General features: G+C 72.0%; 12 protein-coding genes. 5 read left to right on the forward strand and 7 right to left on the reverse strand.

What is annotated here, in order from left to right; all coding sequences use genetic code 11:
- Nucleotides 1-137: 137 nt before the first annotated feature.
- Nucleotides 138-1,304: an ROK family transcriptional regulator gene (locus OO63_RS18515; protein WP_030360434.1), complete on the reverse strand. Its 1,167-nt coding sequence runs from the start codon at nt 1,302-1,304 to the stop codon at nt 138-140.
- Nucleotides 1,305-1,466: 162 nt separating this feature from the next.
- Between OO63_RS18515 and OO63_RS18520 the strand changes: the two genes are divergently transcribed.
- Nucleotides 1,467-2,705, forward strand: coding sequence for an MFS transporter (locus tag OO63_RS18520; RefSeq protein ID WP_033264237.1), 1,239 nt, complete (start codon nt 1,467-1,469; stop codon nt 2,703-2,705).
- Between the two features lie 136 nt (nt 2,706-2,841).
- Here the strand turns inward: OO63_RS18520 and OO63_RS18525 are convergent, their stop codons facing one another.
- Nucleotides 2,842-4,149 carry an alginate lyase family protein gene (locus OO63_RS18525; protein ID WP_030360436.1) on the reverse strand — a complete coding sequence of 436 codons (1,308 nt, stop codon included), beginning with the start codon at nt 4,147-4,149 and terminating at the stop codon, nt 2,842-2,844.
- Between the two features lie 204 nt (nt 4,150-4,353).
- Here OO63_RS18525 and OO63_RS18530 point away from each other — a divergent pair, with 204 nt between their 5' ends.
- From OO63_RS18530 to OO63_RS18540, 3 genes are all read left to right on the forward strand, one after another.
- Entirely contained in the window at nt 4,354-5,769 is a 1,416-nt protein-coding gene (locus tag OO63_RS18530; protein WP_030360437.1) for a uracil-xanthine permease family protein, read from the forward strand.
- A 51-nt stretch (nt 5,770-5,820) separates the two neighbouring features.
- The gene (locus OO63_RS18535; RefSeq protein WP_261341823.1) at nt 5,821-6,558 is read left to right on the forward strand and encodes a DUF5995 family protein; all 738 of its coding nucleotides are present in this window, start codon (nt 5,821-5,823) and stop codon (nt 6,556-6,558) included.
- Nucleotides 6,559-6,646: 88 nt separating this feature from the next.
- Nucleotides 6,647-7,552: an LLM class F420-dependent oxidoreductase gene (locus OO63_RS18540; protein ID WP_030360439.1), complete on the forward strand. Its 906-nt coding sequence runs from the start codon at nt 6,647-6,649 to the stop codon at nt 7,550-7,552.
- Nucleotides 7,553-7,573: 21 nt separating this feature from the next.
- Here the strand turns inward: OO63_RS18540 and OO63_RS18545 are convergent, their stop codons facing one another.
- Together OO63_RS18545 and OO63_RS18550 are read right to left on the reverse strand one after the other, a co-directional pair.
- A complete protein-coding gene (locus tag OO63_RS18545; protein ID WP_030360440.1) occupies nt 7,574-9,271 on the reverse strand; it encodes a flavin monoamine oxidase family protein in 1,698 nt (565 codons plus the stop codon).
- A gap of 80 nt (nt 9,272-9,351) precedes the next feature.
- Nucleotides 9,352-10,146, reverse strand: coding sequence for a carbon-nitrogen hydrolase family protein (locus OO63_RS18550; RefSeq protein WP_030360441.1), 795 nt, complete (start codon nt 10,144-10,146; stop codon nt 9,352-9,354).
- A 337-nt stretch (nt 10,147-10,483) separates the two neighbouring features.
- On the opposite strand from OO63_RS18550, the gene OO63_RS18555 reads away from it, so the two are divergent.
- Nucleotides 10,484-11,101 carry a hypothetical protein gene (locus tag OO63_RS18555; RefSeq protein ID WP_030360442.1) on the forward strand — a complete coding sequence of 206 codons (618 nt, stop codon included), beginning with the start codon at nt 10,484-10,486 and terminating at the stop codon, nt 11,099-11,101.
- A gap of 130 nt (nt 11,102-11,231) precedes the next feature.
- Here OO63_RS18555 and OO63_RS18560 read toward each other — a convergent pair whose 3' ends face one another.
- The 3 genes from OO63_RS18560 to OO63_RS46350 all read right to left on the reverse strand — a co-directional run bounded on the left by OO63_RS18560 (nt 11,232) and on the right by OO63_RS46350 (nt 18,179).
- The gene (locus OO63_RS18560; protein WP_030360443.1) at nt 11,232-11,687 is read right to left on the reverse strand and encodes an Lrp/AsnC family transcriptional regulator; all 456 of its coding nucleotides are present in this window, start codon (nt 11,685-11,687) and stop codon (nt 11,232-11,234) included.
- 25 nt (nt 11,688-11,712) lie between these two features.
- Entirely contained in the window at nt 11,713-13,206 is a 1,494-nt protein-coding gene (locus OO63_RS18565) for an amino acid permease (protein WP_030360444.1), read from the reverse strand.
- 272 nt (nt 13,207-13,478) lie between these two features.
- Nucleotides 13,479-18,179, reverse strand: coding sequence for an amino acid adenylation domain-containing protein (locus tag OO63_RS46350; protein WP_211271471.1), 4,701 nt, complete (start codon nt 18,177-18,179; stop codon nt 13,479-13,481).
- Nucleotides 18,180-18,648 lie beyond the last annotated feature (469 nt).

An 18,648-nucleotide genomic window follows, 5' to 3' on the forward strand; every position in this document is an offset into this window, starting at 1 on the left:
GGGCGCGCCCCAGAGGGGCGCGGGGCTGTGCCGATGTGCGGCTCCACCGCGCGGGCGCGCCCCAAAGGGGCGCGGGGAACTGCGCGACCAGCCACAGGCGCCCCGCAGAGACCCAAACAGCCCAGCCAAAACGGCGCTCACGTCGAGAAAAGCTCCTCCTGCGCCGCATCCCGAGCGGTGAGCAACGCCCCCCGCAGAACGGCCGCGCCCCCGAGCGCACTGGCGCGAACCTCCGTGCGCAACGGAGACATCGCAGCAACCCTCTCGGCGACGCGCTGAGCGAACGCGTCGCCGCCCGCCCGGCCCACCTCACCGCCGAGGACCACACAGCCCGGATCAAGTACCGCCGCGACGGACGCCGCGCCGATGGCCACCCGGTCGGCAAGCTCGGCAAGGAACGGCTCGTGGCCCGTCTCCACCGCGTGCCGCACGAGCGCGGCAGCGACCAACTCCCCCGCCCCGGGCTCCACCTTGAGCCCATGATCCGCGGCGAGGTCGGCCACCGCCCCCGACCCGGCCAGCGAGTGGAAGCCGCCGTCGCAGGCGGTGGCGGACGGCAGCCCCCCGGTGCCCGGTACGGGCAGGAAGCCGATCTCACCGGTGCCGCCGGACGCGCCCCGCCGCAGGGTGCCGTCCAGGACGACGGCCGCCCCGGTACCCGCACCCAGCCACAGGAGAACGAACGTGCCGCGGTCGTGCGCGGCCCCGTCGCGCTGCTCGGCGCGGGCGGCGAGGTTGGTCTCGTTCTCCACCAGGACGCGGGCGGGCAGCCGTTCGGTGAGGGCGGCCACCAGGCTCCGGTGCCAGGTGGGCAGGCCGGCCGAGTCGCGCAGGTCGCCGGTGGCCGGGTCGATGAGGCCGGGCGCGCCGACGCCCACCGTGTGCAGCCTGCTCGCCCCGCCCGCGCGCGCCGTGCGCTCGACGAGGGCCACGGCCCGCTCGACGGCGCGGCCGGTGCCGGTGCCGCTGCCGATCGGCACGGTGGCCTCGGCGAGCTGCGTGCCGAGCAGGTCGGCCACGACCACGGACACGCCCTCGGTGCGCACGTCGAGCGCGGCCAGGTGGGCCCGGTCGGCGACTATTCCGTAGAGCCGGGCGTTCGGGCCCCGGCGGCGCTCCCCCGTCTCGCCCACCACCGTGATCAGACCGGAGCCCTGGAGGCGTTCGACGAGGTCGGCGACGGAGGGCCGGGACAGGCCGGTGAGCTGCTTCAACTGTCCCGCCGTCAGGGGCCCCTCGTGCTGCAGCAGGCGCAGGGCGAGCCGGTCGTTGATGGCCCGAGCGGTGCTCGGAGATGCGGGCATGGCCGGATCCTTCCACAGCGCTCCCGTCGGTCCGCCCTCCGCCGGGGAGAGGCCGCTTTCCGGACGCGCGCGATATTCGGTTCCCCGGCCCTCTTTTATCAGGCAGGGTTCCTGATAGTTTACTGCGGCGGCTCCGAACGGGAGCGTGGAGGGGTGGAGCGGATGAGTGAGCAGCACCAAGTGGCGCAGGACAAGCGGCGGTTGAGCCGGGCCCGGATCGCCGTCGCGGTGATCTTCTGCGTGCACGGATCGGTCGCGGGGTCGTTCGCGACCCGGGTGCCGTGGATCCAGGACCACGCGGACATCAGCGCGGGCCTGCTCGGCCTCGCGCTCGCCTTCCCCGCGATCGGCGCCTCCGTGGCGATGCCGCTCGCGGGCTGGGTGAGCCACCGCTTCGGCGCCCGGACCGCGCTGCGCGGGCTGCTCGCCCTGTGGACGCTCGCGCTCGTCCTGCCGTCGCTCGCGCCGAACCTGGTCACGCTCTGCGCGGCGCTGTTCGTGTACGGCGCGACGTCGGGCATGTCGGACGTGGCGATGAACGCGCTCGGCGTCGAGGTCGAGCACCGCATGGACAAGTCCATCATGTCCGGCCTGCACGGCATGTGGAGCGCGGGCGCCCTGATCGGCTCCGCGGGCGGCACCGTCGCGGCCCATCTGCACGTCGACGCCCGCGTGCACCACGCCTTCGCCGCCGCGGTGCTCACCGTGCTCGGCCTGATCGCCTGTCAGGGTGTGCTCGACCTGCGCAGCGCGCCCGAGGAGGAGGCGCCGCCGCGGTTCGCGCTGCCGCCGAAGTCGGCGCTGCTCATCGGCGCGGTCGGCTTCTGCGCGGTGTTCGCCGAGGGCGCGAGCCTGGACTGGTCGGCGGTGTACCTGAAGGACGTGCTCGACTCCTCGGCGGGCCTTGCCGCCGCGTGCACGACCGGCTTCACGCTCACCATGGCGATCGCGCGGTTCGCGGGCGACAAGGTGGTCGACCGGTTCGGCGCGGTCCGTACGGTGCGTGCGGGCGGGGCGTGCGCCGCGCTCGGCGGGCTGCTCGTGGTGACGGCGCAGCACGCGGCGATGGCCATGACCGGGTTCGCGCTCATGGGCCTCGGCATCGCGGTCGTCGTCCCGCTGGCGTTCGCCGCGGCCGGGCGCAGCGGCACGAACCCGAGCCAGGCCATCGCGGGCGTCGCCACCATCACGTACACCTCCAGCCTTGTCGCCCCTTCGGCGATCGGCGCACTCGCCGACGCGACCAGCCTGGTGGCGTCGTTCTGCCTGGTCACGGCGCTGGCCTGCGGGCTCATGGCGTTCGCGGGGGTGCTGCGCACGGCGGGCCGTCCGGCGCCGTCGGCGGGGGCCGGCGCGGCGGAGGCGGAGGCCCAGGCGGCACCGGCGGACCGCAAGTCCTGAGGGGCTCACGAGCCCCACAAGCCCCAACGCCTCCGCGAGCCCCGGAGCGCTCCACCGACCACCCCCCGACACTCCACCGACCACCCCCGGGCGGGAGCCGACACTCCCGCCCGGAAGCGCCCCCGGCCCGCGCACCTCACCCCGCGATCGAGTCCAACTGCTCGGCCGCAGGCCGCAGCTCCCACAGGTCCCCGCCGGGCGGCCGCTCCAGCTTCGGCACCGCGGCCTTCGCGGCGGCCGACCCCGCGTCGGCGGCGGCGCGCACGACGTCGCTCGCCGCGTACCGCAGGAACTCCAGCTCGGGGTGCGGCCACTTCACCGAGCCGGTCGCGGCGGGCAGCAGGTAGTCGACCGCCTTGACGAGGCTCTGCCCGTCCGGGCCCCGGTACTTCCACAGGTCCACGCCGACGTGCCTGCCGATGTCGGCGAGGCGGGTGTACGCCACCAGGTCGAAGGTCGAGTAGTGCCAGCTGCGGGTGCGGGTGAGTTCCTGCGGCTGGCTGCCGTCGGGGGCGATCTGCGGGTCGATGCGCTGGGCGCGGGCGTTCAGGACGGTCCTGCGGGCCAGTGCCTTGTCTCCGTTGGCGTACGCGAGGGCGGCGAGCTGCATGTCGTAGAAGGTGCCGTGGTTGTTCTTCGCGGCGACCTCGTCCTTGCCGAACTGGCTCTCCACCAGCCACTTCTGGAAGCTCTTGGTCCAGGAGCGCATCTTCGCGCGGTCGGCGGACGTCCAGCCCGGCGCGCCGGTGCCGAGGATCGCGAGGGCGTCGACGACGGAGGTGTACGACTGCGAGAAGTCGATGATGCCGATGGCACGGCCGTCGTACTTGCAGGGGATGAACTGCCCGTGGTCGAGGTTCGGGTTCATCCGCGTCGCCGGGTCGAGGAACCAGGTGCGCAGGACCTTCGCCGCGTGCTCGGCGTACTCCCTGTCGCCCGTGTAGTACCAGGCGAGGGACAGCTCGTAGGTCGAGTCGAAGACGTTCTCCACGTCGCGGCGGTCGGTGCCGGTGTCGACCTCCGGGTTGCGCTCGCCGTCGCGCTGCTCGTACGGGCAGCCCCAGGGGTTGTCGGGGGTCTTGGGCTTGGTCGGCCACCAGTAGGGGGCCTGGCTCAGGTAGTCGTGCGGGTCGCCGCTCGGTGCGGGCCTCGGCTTGTCGACGACCGTCCAGGGGCCCTTGCCGAGCCACTTGTCCGCGCGTGCCGTCAAGTGGCCGAGGGCCTCGCGCAGTCGCGGATCACCCCGGTCGAGCCGCCGCTTGGCGTCGGCCAGGCGCTTGCCGTCGAGAACGGCGGTGTCGGGGACCTTGACCTTCGTGGCCTTCGCAGCCGTGGCCACCGGTGGCGGGCCCTGGGCCGGAGTCGCCGGTACGGCCGTCACCAGGACGGCGGCGACGGCGGCCGCCGCGGCGAACAGGGCGCCTGTGCGGGTACGGGCACTCATCACACTCCCATCAGATATGTGAACTCCGTTCAGTGACTTGGCCATGCCAACGTACCGGAAGCGCGTCGGAAAGGAGCCACCCTTACGTCGCACTAACATGTCGACGCTGATCGTCGACATGACGACACGGCTCGTCCCCGCGACGGCACCGCTCGTCCCTGCGACGACACCGCTCGTCCCCGCGCACAGAAAGCGAACTTCACCATGGATCTCGGCGTGCGCTGGAGACTGCACGGCGACGGGCGCACCCCCGCGCCCGGAGCCGTCGTCCGCCCCGATGAACGGCTGTCCTGGCCCCGCACTTTCGGACTCGGCGCCCAGCACGTGGTGGCGATGTTCGGGGCGTCGTTCGTCGCGCCGGTCCTGATGGGCCTCGACCCGAACCTCGCGATCATGATGTCGGGCGTCGCGACGGTCATCTTCCTGCTCGCCACGCGCGGCCGGGTGCCCAGCTACCTCGGCTGCTCGCTGTCCTTCGTGGGCGTGGCCGCGGTGATCCGGGCGCAGGGCGGCTCCAGCGCGACGGTCACGGGCGCGGTGCTCGTGGTCGGCGCGGCGCTGTTCGTCGTGGGGCTCGCGGTGCAGCGGTTCGGCGCCCGGATCATCCACGCCGCGATGCCGCCGATCGTCACGGGCGCGGTGGTGATGCTGATCGGCTTCAACCTGGCGCCGGTCACGGCCGCGACCTACTGGCCGCAGGACCAGTGGACCGCGCTGTGCGTGATGCTGTTCACCGGGCTCGCCGTCGTGTGCCTGCGCGGATTCTGGTCCCGGGTCGCGATCTTCCTCGGCCTGATCTTCGGGTACGCGCTGTCCTGGGTGCTCGACTCCGTCTTCGGCAAGATCCACTCGCAGGACGGCTCCGGCCAGGTCACCGACCACTGGCGCCTGGACCTGTCGGCGGTCGGGCACGCGGACTGGATCGGCCTGCCGTCCTTCCACGGGCCGAGCTTCGAGTGGTCGGCGATCCTGGTGGCGCTGCCCGTCGTGATCGCCCTGGTCGCGGAGAACGCCGGACACGTCAAGGCCGTCGGCGAGATGACCGGCGACCCCCTGGACGACAAGCTCGGCACCGCGATCTCCGCGGACGGCGCCGCCTCCGTGCTCTCCACCGCGGTCGGCGGCCCGCCCAACACGACGTACTCCGAGAACATCGGCGTGATGGCCGCGACCCGCGTCTACTCCACCGCCGCGTACTGGGCGGCCGCCGCCTTCGCCCTGCTCTTCGGCCTGTGCCCGAAGTTCGGCGCGGTCGTGGCCGCGATCCCCGGCGGCGTCCTCGGCGGCATCACCGTCATCCTGTACGGCATGATCGGGCTGCTCGGCGCGCAGATCTGGATCAACGCCGACGTGGACCTGCGCAATCCGCTGAACCTGGTCCCGGCCGCCGCGGGCATCATCATCGGCGTCGGCAACGTCTCGCTGAAGTTCACCGACAACTTCTCGCTCAGCGGCATCGCGCTCGGCACGATCGTCGTCATCACCGGCTACCACGTGCTGCGGGCGTTCGCCCCCGCCCACCTCAAGTCCCAGGAACCGCTGCTGGATTCGGGCACGTCCACGTACGACGACGGCGACGACACGCACAAGGACCCGGACGGGTTCCCTCGTTCTGGGTAAGCCCGAGCCCGGCGCGCCCGGCTGCCGCGCCACGGCTGGGACGCTGCCCCCATGGCCCAGTCCGAGCGGATCGCCGAGCGCGCCCACCCCGTGCGCGAGGACAGCGGAACCGGCCGCCTCACCGAGGGCGGCGTCGACGGCGTCCTCGCGCGGATGCGCGCCCTCGACGCCACCTGGCCGCGCCGCGACGGCGTCGCCGTCTTCAACCGTGTGTACCTGGCGGTCACCCAGGAGGTCGCCCGGAGCGTCGCGGCGGGCGCCTTCCCCGATGTCAGGGCGGCGGTCACGCTCGACGTCCGGTTCGCGGAGCGCTATCTGCGGGCCGTGGACACCGCGGCGGCCGACGGGTACCCGCCCGCGTGCTGGCGCCCCCTGTTCCAGCTGCGCCGCCACCCCGGCGTGCGCGGCCTGCAGTTCGCGCTCGCGGGCATCAACGCCCACATCGGCCACGACCTGGCGCTCGCCGTCGTGGACACCTGCCACGGCCTGGGCTGCGCGCCGACCGACCTGGAGGACGAGTTCGACCGCGTCGGCGACATCCTCGTCTCGCTGGAGGAACGCATCCGCGAGGACCTGATGCCGGGCCCCGACCTCCTCCAGGTCGCCGACCCCCTCACCCACCTGCTCGGCTCCTGGTCCCTGGACCGCGCCCGCGACGGCGCCTGGTCGGCGGCGCGCGCCCTGTGGGCGCTGCGCGACTTCCCGGGCGTGGCGGAGGAGATGCGGGCGCGTCTGGACGACACGGTGGGGCTCGTGGGCCGGATGCTGCTCACGCCGCTGCCGGACTGATCCCGCGCCGGGCTAGCGTGTCCGGTACCGTCCCGGACCCACAGGAGCTGACGTGCCCTCGTGCCGACTCGGCCTCGGCCTGCCGCAGATGAAGCACTTCGCCATCGGACGCGACGTCCCGCAGGTGGCGCGGGCCGCCGAGGAGACCGGGTTCGACAGTCTCTGGGTCTTCGAGCGCGTCCTGTTCCCCGATCCCCCGACCCAGGGCCTGTGGGGCATTGAGGGCAGGCCCTGGCCGGACACCTACCGGTCGGTCGCCGACCCCCTGGTCACGCTCACGCTGGCGGCCGCCGTCACCGAGCGGGTGCGCCTCGGCACCAGCGTCCTGGTGGCGCCGCTGCACGTGCCGTTCCAACTGGCCCGCTCCCTGGCCTCGTTGGACGCGGCGAGCGGCGGCCGGGTGGTCGCGGGCCTCGGCACGGGCTGGTCCGTCGACGAGTACGCGGCGGCGTCGGTGGCGCCGTACGAGCGGCGCGGCAAGGTCCTCGACGAGACGCTCGACGTGTGCCGGGCGGTGTGGGGCCCGGACCCGGTCGCGTACGAGGGGCCCGAGGGGGCACTGACGACGATCACCCCGTCCGAGGTGGGCCCGAAGCCGGCCCGCCCGATCCCGGTCCTGCTGCCCGCGAACAGCCCGCGCGCCGCCCGCAGGCTCGTGGACCGCGCCGACGGCTGGATGCCCGGCGCGGCGGGCCCCGCGCGCCTCGCCGAGGAGTGGCGGCGGCTCACGGACCTGGCCGCCGAGCGAGGCCGCACGGCCCCGATCCAGAGCGTCCTGCGCGCGAACGCCCGCTACACACCGAAGCCGTACGACGGCCCCGACCGCGCCCCCTTCCGGGGCGACGCCGAGCAGATCGCCGAGGACCTGGTGGCGCACGCCGCCGCCGGGGTGGAGGAGATCCTCGTCGACCTCCAGGCGAGCGCCCGGGACGCCCGGGAGCTCACCGACGTGGCCGCCGCGGTGCACGCGGCGGCCAGGGAGGCCGGGCTCTGACCCGGCCTGCTGTCAGTGCTGTCAGTCCTCCGGCAGTTCCACCGGCGCGATCTCGTCGTACAGGTCGCCGGGGCCGGGGTTCGTGGCGTCCGTCGCGCCGCCGAGGTGGTGCATGACGCCCCACACGGCGTTCAGCGCGGTCGTCACGGCGCCCTCGGCCCAGCCGGCCGTCCAGGAGATGTCGTCGCCAGCGAGGAAGATGCCGCGCTTGTCCGTGGGCAGGTCGTCCTGCATGAAGTGCGTGAACAGGCGCCGCTGGTAGCGGTAGTGGCCCGGCAGGTTCGCCTTGAACGCGCCCATGAAGTAGGGCTCGTTCTCCCAGGACACGGTCACCGGGTTGCCGATGATGTGCTTCCTGATGTCGACCTTCGGGTAGATCTCGCCGAGCGACTTGAGCATGACCTCCATGCGCTCGTTCGCCGACAGCGGCAGCCACTTGAGGCTGTCGTCGCACCAGGTGTAGGAGAGGCAGATGGTGGCGGGCTTGTCCGGACCGTCGTCCAGCAGGTAAGTACCGCGCGTCATCCGGTCGGTGAGCGTCATCGACATGACGTCACGGCCCGTCTCCTCGTCCTTGTCCAGCCAGAACGGCCGGTCCACCGGGACGAAGAGCTTCGAGGACTCCATGTAGTGGGTCCGCTCCATCGCCGTCCAGTGGTCGATGGGGAACAGCGAGTCGTCGCACTCGATCTTGGAGAGCAGCATCCAGGACTGCGCGGTGAAGATCGCCGTCCGGTAGGTGCGGATGTCTCCGTTCGCGTCGGTGACCGTGACGCGGTTGCCCGCGGTGCGGTGCAGCCGGGTCACGGCGGGCTTCGGCGCGCGGCCGTCGTGCAGCGAGGCCAGGGAGGTGCCGAGCGGCCAGTGCACGATCTTCTGCGGCTCGCGGTCCCACAGGCGCAGCGGCAACTGCTGGCTGCCGCCGACGATGCCGCGGTGGTGGTCGTCGGCCTCGGTGTAGACGACGCGCAGGATCTCCAGGATGGAGTTCGGGAAGTCGGTGTCCCAGCCGCCGGTGCCGAAGCCGACCTGGCCGAAGATCTCGCGGTGCCGGAACGACTTGAACGCCTCGGACTCGCAGAGGAAGCCGTAGAAGGTCTGGTTGTCGAGCTTCTCGACGAGCTTCGCCCAGATCTCCCGGATCTTCGGCACGTCGCGCTCGCGCAGGGCACGGTTCATGTCGGAGAAGTCGGCGCCCTCCTCCAGACAGGCGTTCCACGCGTTCATCACGTCGCGGTAGACCTGCGGCAGGTCGTCGACGGTGGTGGCGTAGTGCGATTCGCCCTTGAGGTCCACGACCGTCGAGGGGGTCGACTCGGCGAGCGGGTTGGGGAACGCCTTGGTCTCCAGGCCCACCAGGTCGATGTAGTGCTGGAGCGCCGTCGAGGACGGCGGGAACCGCATGGCGCCCATCTCGGCGGTGAGCCCGTCGGTACCGGTGCCCTCGAAGCCGACGGTGCGCAGACGCCCGCCGATCTGGTCGGCCTCGTAGACGACGGGCTTGAGGCCCATCTTCATCAGTTCGTACGCGGCCACGATGCCGGAGAGGCCGCCGCCGATGACGGCGACCTCGGTGCCGTGCTCGGTCGCGGGTATCTGGCCGAGGCCCGCGGGGTGCGCGAGGAAGTCGTCGTACGCGTAGGGGAAGTCCGGCCCGAACATGGTGATGGGCGGCTGGGCGTCGGTGTGCTGGACGGCGGTGGGCACCGTGGACGTCATGGGGTACGGACTCCTTGCGCGGTACGGAAAAAGGTGGCGCGGGCGGGCTTCGCCCTCGGCGGCCTTGCGGCCCGGTGCGGTCAGGCCTGGACGAGGGGTCCGTACAGGCCGGGGCGGCGGTCGCTCAGATAGGGGTTGGCCTCGCGGGACGCGGCGAGGAAGGCGGGGTCGGCGTCGGCGAGCACCAGGTCCTCGCCGCGTCCGGCGCGGGTGCGGGCGATCCCGTCGGGACCGGCCAGCGTGGACAGGCCGACGAACTCGAACTCGCCCTCGGGGCCGACGCGGTTGACGTACGCGACGTACATCTGGTTCTCGAAGGCGCGCACCGGCACGACGGACTCGGCGACGAACTGGAACGGGTGCATCTGCGCGGTCGGGACGAGCAGCAGGTCGGTGCCCGCGAGGGCGTGGGCCCGCACGTTCTCCGGGAACTCCACGTCGTAGCAGATCATCAGGCCGATCCGGAGGCCGTCGAGGTCGGCCTGGACGACGGCCTGCTCGCCGGGGGTGAAGTGGTCGCGCTCGAAGCAGCCGAAGAGGTGGGTCTTGCGGTAGTTCGCGAGGCCGGCGCCGTCCGCGCCGATGAGCTGGACGGAGTTGAAGACGTCGGCGTCCGCGCGCTCCGGGTAGCCGTAGGCGACAGCGAGACCGTGGCGTACGGCGATGTCGGCGACCGCGTCCGCCGCGTCGCCGTCGGCGGGCTCGGCGAGCCGGGGCACGTCGTCGCCGATGGCGTACCCGGTCAGGAACATCTCCGGCGTCACGAGCAGCCGCGCCCCGGCCGCCGCGGCCCGCTCCGCCGCCTCGTCCAGGACCTTGAGGTTGGCGGCCACGGAACCGGGACGTCCCGAGCTCTGGAGCAGGGCGGTGCGCAGCGGTGACATGGCTGTCCTCGGGGCGTGCGTAGGGAGACGGGCGGGCGTCAGGGGTTCGCAAAGACGGTACGTTCCGCGGCCGTGACCGGGCAAGGCGCGACCGTTGCACCTCGCTGGGCGATTTGTTGCGCGTGGGGAGGGGGTGGCGGCGATTCGTTGCGTGGCGCCCGGGGCGGCGTGTACGCCTGCGGGCGCATCCCGCGCGCCGTCCCCTCCCCCGCGCGGCGGAAACACAGTGCAGACCTGGGCCGGACGCCCCGACGGCCCCTGCCGCGGGATCGTTCTCTCACCCGGAAACGCCGGGTGACCAGCCTGAACGAAAGACGGAGGGCTTCCCGTGAGCCGTAACGCCTTCACCCGCAACCGCGCTGTCGCCGTGGGCGCCGCGCTCCTGATCACCGCGGGCGCGGCCGGAGTGGCCGTGGCGTCCGGGGAGGACGTCACGCACCCCGGCAGGAAGGTCGGCGGGCACGCGGCCGCCGAGCGGGCCGAGCCCCGCGAGGCGGCCGCGCTGACCGGCAAGGCCAAGCTGTTCCGCAAGACCACGGAGGACGTCACCTTCACGTTCGACGCGCATCTGGCCGCCAGGCACAACGCCGACCCGAGCAAGGCGACCGGCACGTTCAAGTTCGTGCACCTGGAGAAGCCGGGCGGCAAGGGCGGCTGGGCGACGGGCCGCATCGACTGCCTGCTGACCGGCGGGAAGGTGGCGTCGGCGACCGGCATCATCACCAAGACCAACATCAAGGAGATGAACGGCAGCCGCGTCGGCTTCAGCGTCCACGACCAGGGCAAGAACGACCGGCTCGGCTACAGCTGGGGCGCGACGGGCGGCCCCGACGGCACGAAGAAGCTGACGAAGTGCAACAGCGCGGCCCCGTTCGAGAAGGTCAAGAAGGGCACGGGCGACTTCCACGTGACCCCGTGGAACCCGCCGTACCCCGAGGGCGACTGAGCCGGGGCGCGGGCTGCCCGTACGGGGGTCGGACGGCTCGCGCCCCTTGCGGGAGCGCCCCGAAGGGGCGCGGGGAACTGCGCGAGCAAGCACGACGCACCCGCGGCCGCCGAAGCACCGCCTGGGGCACCTACGCGGGCGACCCGGACGAAAAGCGCCGCATCAGCGGCGAAAGCACCAGCACGGACTTCGTCCGTTCCACGAACGGCTCCCCGGCGATGCGCTCCAGGACCCGCTCGAAGTGCCGCATGTCGGCCGCGAAAACCTGGACGATCGCGTCCGCCTCACCGGTGACGGTGGAGGCGGACGCGATCTCCGGGTACCGCTCAAGACCCCGCTGGATCGCCTCGGGCGAGGTGTTCCGGCGACAGTAGATCTCGATGAACCCCTCGGTCTCCCAGCCGAGCGCGGCCGGGTCCACCCGGACCGTGAATCCGGTGATGGCTCCGGTGGCCCGCAGCCGGTCCACGCGCCGCTTGACGGCGGGCGCGGACAGGCCGACCAGCTGGCCGATGTCGGCGTAGGAGCGGCGGGCGTCCTCGGCGAGGGCGTGCACGATGCGTTCGTCGAGATCGTTCAGTCGCACTGGGGGTCGTTCACTTCTCTGCGTGTCACTTCACTGCGGAGACCTCCGCGGCGGGCGGTTCGGTCTCCAGGCGGGAGCGGCGCATCCCGTACAGGAAGTAGAACACGAGCCCGACGACCATCCAGACACCGAAGACCTTCCAGGTCGCCGCGTCGAGGTTGTACATGTTGTACGCGCAGAAGCCGAAGCCGAGGACCGGGAAGAGCCAGCCGAGCGGCACCCGGAAGGTGCGCGGCATGTCGGGCCGGGTCCGGCGCAGGATGATCACGGCGACGTTGACCAGGCCGAAGGCGAACAGCGTGCCGATGCTGGTGGCGTCGACGAGCTTGCCGAGCGGGATCACGGAGGCGAGCGCGCCGCAGAACAGGGACACCAGGACGGTGTTCACGCGGGGCGTGCCGGTCTTGCCACTGACCTTGGCGAACGTCTTGGGCACGAGGCCGTCGCGGGACATCGCGAAGAGCACGCGGGTCTGGCCGTAGAGAACGGTCAGGACGACGCTGGCGATGGAGATGACGGCGCCCGCGGCGAGCAGCGTGCCCCAGACGTTCTGGCCGGTGACGTCGTTCATGATCGCGGTCAGCGACGCCTCGGAGCCCTCGAAGTCCTTCCAGTTCCAGGCGCCGACGGCGACGGCGGCGACCAGGACGTAGAGCGCGGTGACGATGATCAGCGAGAGCATGATCGCGCGCGGCAGGTCGCGCTGCGGGTTCTTGGCCTCCTCACCGGCGGTGGAGGCGGCGTCGAAGCCGATGTAGGAGAAGAACAGGCTCGCTCCGGCCGCGCTGACCCCGGCGACGCCGAGCGGCATGAAGTCGGAGTAGTTGCCGGACTTGAAGCCGGTGAAGCCGACCGCGCAGAAGAGCACGAGGGCCGCGATCTTCACGATGACCATGATCGTGTTGGCGCGCGCGGACTCCTTGGCGCCGCCGAGCAGGAACACCATGGCGAGCAGCACGACGATCAGGCCGGGCAGGTTGATGATCGCGCCGTCGACCTCACCGGGGGCCGCGGACAGCGCGTCCGGGATGGTGACGCCGATGGTGCCGTCGAGCAGCTCGTTCAGGTACTCGCCCCAGCCGACGGCGACGGCCGCGACCGACACCCCGTACTCCAGGACCAGGCACCAGCCGCACACCCAGGCGACCAGTTCGCCCATGGTTGCGTACGCGTACGAGTACGAGGATCCGGCGACCGGGATGGTGCCGGCCAGCTCGGCGTAGGAGAGGGCCGAGAAGAGGGCGGTGAGGCCGGCGATCACGAAGGAGATCGTGACGGCGGGGCCCGCCTTCGGGACGCTCTCGCCGAGCACCACGAAGATGCCGGTGCCGAGGGTGGCGCCGATGCTGATCATGGTCAGCTGCCACATGCCGAGGGTCCGGCGGAGCGTGCCGCCCTCGCCCTGGCCGCCCTCGGCGACCAGGCGGTCCACCGGCTTGCGCCGTGTTATTCGGCTGCCGAAACCGCCGCCGCCCTGGGGGCGTGGGCGGGTCGTCGGGGGTGCGCCCTGGTCGAGCACGCGCTGGCTCCTTCATCGCTGCCGGTAGAGGTGGCAGGAAGCCGCGGCAGCCCACAAGGAAGAACGGGAGCCACCGAGCAGGCAGTCCCCGCCACGCCACGTACAGCGCCCGACTCTACGAGGCGCTGGTTCCCAACCGTAATGCAGCAACGTTGCGCATCGACACAAGATCGTTGCGTGCGGCCGGGATGAGCGCGTGTTTGTTGCGCCGTCCGTTTCGTCCGTTGCGTGCGGCGTGGTGCGGAGTGACCCGCACCACGCCGTCGCGCCGGTCAGCTCTCTCGCACGGAATCCCCTTCCACGTCGTCGCCGAGCGCGCGGACGACCGCGCGGCAGATCTCGTCGGCGGGTGCGGGCAGGTACATGTCCTGGTGCGTGCTGTCGATGTCGTACTCCCGTACGGCACCGGTGATGTGACCGCGCCACAGGTCCGCGTACGAGCCGTCGCCTTCGGCCGTCGCGTTGAAGAACAGCGCGTCGCCGCGGTACGTCGGTGACGTGAAGCCGTCCATCATCCTGGTGTGGCCGACGATGACGGAGACCGCGGTGTCCACGAACGCCTCGTGGTCACCGGCGTTGCCGGCGCTGATGAGGTGCTCGCCGAAGTAGGCGCGGATGTCGGTGGCGTGGGGCGGCTCGTAGTGTTCGAAGAAGGTGCTGGGAACGCTGTCGAGGAGGCCGAGGAGCCCCACCTCGTGCCCGCGCCGCTGGAACTCGGCGGCCATCGCGTGCGCGAGGGTGCCGCCGATGGAGAGCCCGAGGAGGTGGAAGGGACCCTCGGGCTGTACCGCGAGGATCTCCTCGACGTAGTCGGTGACCATGGCGTCGATCGACTCGGGCGGCTGTGTGACCCCGTCGAAGCCCTTCGCCTGGATGCCGTAGACCGGTCGGTCCGCGGGCAGGCGTCCGGCGAAGCCGAGGTAGATCCAGCAGAGCCCGCTGCCGGGGTGGATCCACCACAGCGGCGCCTTGTCCCCGCTCGTCTTGATGGGCAGCACGGCCGCGAACGGGTCACCGGACTCGGCGGCACCGCCGTCCACCGCCAGATCGGCGGCCAGTTCGGCGACGGTGGGTGACTGGAACACCCGCCGGATCGACGTCTCGACGCCGAGCACCGTGCGGATGCGGCTGACCAGTTGGGTGGCGAGGAGCGAGTGTCCGCCGAGGCCGAAGAAGTCGTCGTCGGCTCCGACCCGGTCGAGGCCGAGCACCTCGGCGAACAGGCCGCACAGGAGCTCCTCGCGCGAGTTCCGCGGGGCCCGCCCGGTCATCTGCCCGGTGTGGTCCGGCGCCGGGAGGGCGCGCCGGTCCAGCTTGTTGTTGGGCGTCAGGGGCACCTCGTCGATGGCCACCACCGCGGACGGCACCATGTGTTCCGGCAGTTGTTCGCGCAGATGCGCCCGCAGCTCGGTGGCGAGCGTCCCGGGAGTGCGGCCGTCCGGTACGTCACCGGGGTTCCCGGAGTCCGCGCCGGCGGATTCCTCGGTCCGGTCGGCGGTCGGCACCACGTACGCCACGAGGCGCCGGGAGCTCGACGGGCCGTCGGTGACGACCACGGCCTGCGCGACGTCGGGGTGCGTCAGGAGCGCCGCCTCGACCTCGCCGAGTTCGATCCGGAATCCGCGGATCTTGACCTGGTGGTCCGCACGGCCCTGGAACACCAGGTCGCCGTCCGGTGTCCACGCCACCACGTCCCCGGTCCGGTACATCCGCTCGCCGGGGCCGTCGAAGGGGTTGGCCACGAATCGGTCGGCCGTCACGCCGGGACGGCCGACGTAGCCGCGCGCGAGGCCGGGACCGGCCACATACAGCTCTCCGGGCACCCCCACCGGCACCGGCCGCAACGCCGTGTCGAGGACGTACGCCCGAGCGTTCGTGGTCGGCCGGCCGATGGACGCCGCCTTGCCATCGGCCTTCAGCGGCGCGCTCATGGTGACGCAGACGGTGGTCTCGGTGAGCCCGTAGAGGGTCACCATCCGCCGCCCGCTCGACCATTCGGCCACGGTTTCGGGCGGGATCGTCTCGCCGCCGGTGGCCAGCGACGTCACGGTGGACAGCGAGCCGGCCGGGAGCGCCGCGATGACGTGCGGCGGGATCATCGCGTGGGTCACCTGCCGCTCGTCGATCGTCTTGGCCATGGGGGCCCCGGGGGCCAGGCGTTCGACGTCGGCGAGGATCAGGGCGGCGCCCGAGAGCAGGGACATGCACAGTTCGCAGACCGACACGTCGAAGCTCGGCGAGGCGAGCTGCAGCACGCGGCTGTCCGGAGTGATCGCGAGGCCGCCGACGTGCGCGTCGACCATGCTGGCCACCCCGGTGTGGGTGACCGCGACGCCCTTGGGCCGCCCCGTCGAACCCGAGGTGTAGATGACGTACGCGGTGCCCGCGACCGACAGCGGCCGCCCTCGCTCCGCGTCGGTCAGCGCGGCGCCGTCGGAGCCGGTCAGGGCCTCGGCGACCTGAGGATCGTCCAGGCGGAACACGGGGACGGACGTCTCGGGAAGTCCCGCGGCAGTCGTCGCGTCCGCGAGGACCAGGCCCGCCCCGGAGTCCGTGAGCATGTACGTGATCCGCTCGTCCGGGTAGCCCGGGTCGACGGGGAGATGCGCGCCGCCCGCCTTGAGCACGGCAAGCCATGCCACCACCATCGCCGCCGAGCGGGGCAGCGCGGCCGCCACCACGGACTCCGGTCCCACTCCGCGCCGCAACAGCACGCGCGCCAGCCGGTTCGACCGGACGTCGAGCTCACGGTAGGTCAGCGTCTCGTCGTCGTCGACGACCGCGACGGCGTCGGGAGCCGTCGACACGCGGTGCGCGAAGAGTTCCGGGATGGTGGCCTCGGGCAGCGGTGCCGCCGTGTCGTTGAACTCGCCGATGAGCCGCTCGCGTTCGCCCGGTGCGAGCACCTCGATCGTCCCGACGGCCAGGTCCGGGTCGGCCGCGAGGCTGCGCAGGATGTGCGCGAGCCGGTCGGCGATGGTCTCCACGGCGGCATGGTCGAAGGTGTGGCGCTGGTACTGCATGGCCACGCGCAGCCGGGGTTCGGAGCTGCCGATCACGCCGAGCGGGTAGTGGGTGCCGCTGAGCGAGGTGATGCCGGTGAACGCGATCCCGGCGGTCGTGTTCGCCTCGGTGAGGCCCACCCGGTCGATCGGATAGGACTGGAACCCGACCATGGTGTCGAAGAGGGTGCTCAGGCCGGTGTCGTGCTGGATCTGCGCGAGGCCGTAGTGGTGGTGGTCGAGCAGCACGGCCTGGCGGTCCCGGAGCCGCGTCAGGATCTGGGCGAAGCTGTCCCCGGGGGCGCAGGTCACGCGTACGGGAAGGGTGTTGATGAACAGGCCGACCATGGTGTCGACGTCCGTGACGGCGGGCGGACGGCCGGACACCGTGGTGCCGAACACCACGTCCTGGCGCCCGGTGAGCCGGCCGAGCAGCACGGCCCAGGCCGCCTGGACGACCGTGCTCAGGGTGACGCCCAACTCGGCGGCCTGCCGCTCCAGTTCACGGGACGTCTGCACGGACAGCGGCACTTCGAGCTGCCCGATCCCCTCGCTGCCCTCGGATGCCTCGCTGTCCTCGGCGTCCGCGTGCTCTGCCGTGTCGTCCGGGCACAGCAGGGTGGGTTCGTCGAGTCCGTCGAGTTCGTCCGCCCAGGCGCGGGCGGCCGCGTCGTGGTCCTGCTGGGCCAGCCAGGTCAGGAAGTCGCGGTAGCCCCGCGTACGCGGCAGCACCGAGGCGTCACCGTCGGAGCCGTACAACCGCAGCAGATCCTGCATCAACAGCGGCAGCGACCAGCCGTCCAGGAGGACGTGGTGGGCGGTGAAGACCAGTTCGGCCCGGTCCGGGCCCATGGTCACCAGGGTCATCCGCACCAGCGGCGGCTTCTCCAGGTCGAAGTGGGTGCGGTCGTCCTCGGCGAGGATCCGCTCGTACGCCGCCTCCCGCTCCTCCTCGGAGAGGTCGCTCAGGTCGGCGTGCTGCCAGGGCAGGCGGACGTCGTCGACGACGAGCTGGACGCGTTCACCGGCGGTGTCGCTGACGAACGCCGTCCGCAGATTGGCGTAGCGGTCGAGGACGGCCTGTCCCGCGGCCCGCATCCGCTCCGGCTCCACGGGACCGGTCAGGTGGAATACCAGTTGCATGTGGTACGCGTCGTACGCCGTATCCGCGAACAGGGCGTGGAAGAGCAACCCGGACTGCAGCGATGTCAGCGGCCAGACGTCCGCAAGGCCCGGGTACTTCTTCTCCCAGACCTCCAGCTTGCGCTGGTCCACCGAGACCAGCGGCACGTCCGACGGCGTCAGGCCACCGGCACCGGGCCGCGCCACGTGCCGGGCCAGGCCTTCCAGTGCCGCGCACCACAGGTCGGCCAGTTCCTGCACGTCCTCGCGGGACAGCACGCCGCTGGCGAAGCCCAGGCGGGCGTTCAGGCACGGCCCGTCCTCGGTGTCGCCGACGTGGGCGTTGATCTCCAGCGTCGACATCAGCGGCATGTCCGCGTCCGGTGCGGCGACCAGGTCGTCGACGCCGGGGGCCTCGTTCCAGCCGAGGCCGCGCAGGTTCTCCGGCATGTCGGCGGCGGAGAACCGGCCCAGGTAGTTGAAGGCGATCTGCCCGGCCGTATGCCCCTGCAGGACGGCGGCCGTCTCCCTGTTGAGGTAGCGCAGCAGGCCGTAGCCGATGCCCTTGTCCGGGATGGCGAGGAGCTGTTCCTTGACCGCCTTCACCACCTTCCCCGCCGCGGGTCCACCGGCGAACGCCTCATCGAGAGCGGCACCGTTGGTGTCGAGGCGGACGGGGAACATGCTGGTGAACCAGCCCACCGTGCGGGACAGGTCCGCGCCCGGCACGACGGCTTCCTCACGGCCGTGCCCTTCGAGCCGGATCAGCGCCGAGGACTCCGAGACGCCGCGCTTCTGCCGCCACTTGGCCACCGCGAGGGCGAGCCCGGCCAGCAGACCGTCGTTCACCACTGGCCGCCTCGTCCTGGAGGGCGTGGGTCCAGCGTCGTACCGAGGTCGCCACCGGCGTGGTGCAACACCACCAACAGCCGACCAGGAACCCCCGCACCCGCGTCGAACCACACGAACCGCCCCATCACCCCACCGACAGGATCCAGACGTGCCGTCGCCTCATCCAGCTCCGCCTCCGCCAGCTCCCGCCAACCCGCACCACCCCACTCACCCTCACACTCCACCCGGCGGACCAGACCCGCCACATCCACCGCGCCCGGCTCGGCAACCTCCAACTGCCACTCATCACCCGTCACCAACCGCGAACGAAGGACGTCGTGGCGGTCGAACACCGCACCCAACGTCGCCGACAGGCCCGCAGCATCAATGCCCACCGGCAGCTCCAGCACCGCCGACATCGAGAACCGGCCGAAACCACCCCCCAACTCCCGCAGATACCGGCTCACCGGCAACACCGGCAACCAAC

The sequence above is a fragment of the Streptomyces alboflavus genome (assembly GCF_000716675.1).
GTDB lineage: Bacteria > Actinomycetota > Actinomycetes > Streptomycetales > Streptomycetaceae > Streptomyces > Streptomyces alboflavus.